Source organism: Aerococcus sp. L_32 (assembly GCF_050689315.1).
In genome coordinates, this window is record NZ_JBOEQF010000449.1 from 1 (window position 1) to 1,524 (window position 1,524).

At 39.8% G+C, this 1,524-nt stretch carries 2 protein-coding genes; both read right to left on the reverse strand.

The features are described 5' to 3' along the window. The coding region (gene msrA, locus ACRCJ0_RS13805) for a peptide-methionine (S)-S-oxide reductase MsrA (protein ID WP_431390801.1) at nt 1-335 on the reverse strand (335 nt) is incomplete at its 3' end. Nucleotides 336-392: 57 nt separating this feature from the next. Beyond that, nucleotides 393-1,524: serine--tRNA ligase (gene serS / locus ACRCJ0_RS13810; protein WP_431390802.1), on the reverse strand; the 1,132-nt coding region annotated here is incomplete at its 5' end.

Genomic DNA, 1,524 nt, shown 5'->3' on the forward strand with positions numbered 1-1,524 from the left:
GCCATTGCTGCTTTAGCCTGTTCTTCGCTGTTCACAAAGATTTCAGGTCGATAAGAATCCCCACGATCAACGAATTGCCCCATTGCATCTGTTGGGTCTGTTTGTTGCCAATAAATATCTAGTAATTCTGAATAGCTTATTTTTTCATTATCAAATTCAATCTCAACTGCTTCTGTATGACCAGTTGTGCCCGAGCAAACTTCTTCATATGTAGGATTTTCTTTGTGGCCGCCAGTGTATCCTGATGTAACTTTTTCAATACCATCCATTTCTTCGAATGGTTGAACCATACACCAAAAACATCCGCCGGCAAATACTGCTGTTTCTTTAGACATCCTAATTGCCCCTTTCGTTAAATTAAAAAGAAATTAATCTGCCTCTATTGTATTACATTATTTTAATTTTGAAACGCCAGAAGCATTTTCTTTTGTGATTTCTGTAATACCACCCATGTAAGGTACTAATGCTTCAGGGATTGTTACTGAACCATCTGCGTTTTGGTAGTTTTCTAGAATAGCTGTTACTGTACGACCAACTGCTAGGCCAGACCCATTTAATGTATGCACATATTCTGGTTTACCGTTTGCGTTACGGAAACGAATTAAAGCACGACGCGCTTGGAAGGCTTCCGTGTTTGAGCATGAAGAAATTTCACGGTATGTTTCTTGCGCTGGTACCCATACTTCTAAGTCATAAGTTTTGGCTGCAGAGAAGCCCATGTCTCCAGTTGATAGGGTAATGACACGGTATGGTAAGTTTAATTTTTGTAGGATATTTTCGGCATTTGCAACCATTTTTTCTAATTCTTCATAAGAATCTTCTGGGCGCGCGAATTTTACCATTTCAACTTTTTGGAATTGGTGTAGACGAATCAAACCACGAGTATCACGACCAGCTGACCCTGCTTCTGAACGGAAACTTGGAGACATTGCTGTGAAGTATATTGGTAAATCTTCACCTGGAATGATTTCATTCGCAAAGTAGTTTGTTAAAGGCACTTCGGCTGTTGGAATCAATGTTAGGTGACGGTCTTCGTTAGTTGTTGAGAAGACATCTTCTGTAAATTTAGGGAATTGACCAGTACCGTACATAGCTTTGTCGTTCACTAAGTAAGGAGGGATGATTTCTTCGTAACCCTCTTCTTGATGTTGGTCTAACATAAAGTTATAAACTGCACGCTCTAAACGAGCACCTAAACCGCGATAGTATAAGAATCTCGCACCTGAAACTTTAGCTCCACGTTCAAAGTCTAAAATACCTAATTCTTCACCAATTTCGTAGTGAGCTTTTGGTTCAAAATCAAACTCAGAAGCTTGGCTCCAACGACGCACTTCAACGTTGTCATCTTCATCGGTACCAACTGGTACTGAATCATGTGGTAAGTTTGGTAAACGATCCATAATGTAAGTCACTTGCTCATCCAATTTAGCCAGTTTTTTGTCTAAAACAAGGATTTCATCGCCTACTTCTTTCATGCGGGCAATTTTATCATCCGCATTTTCTTTGTTGCGGCGTAATAAGCCT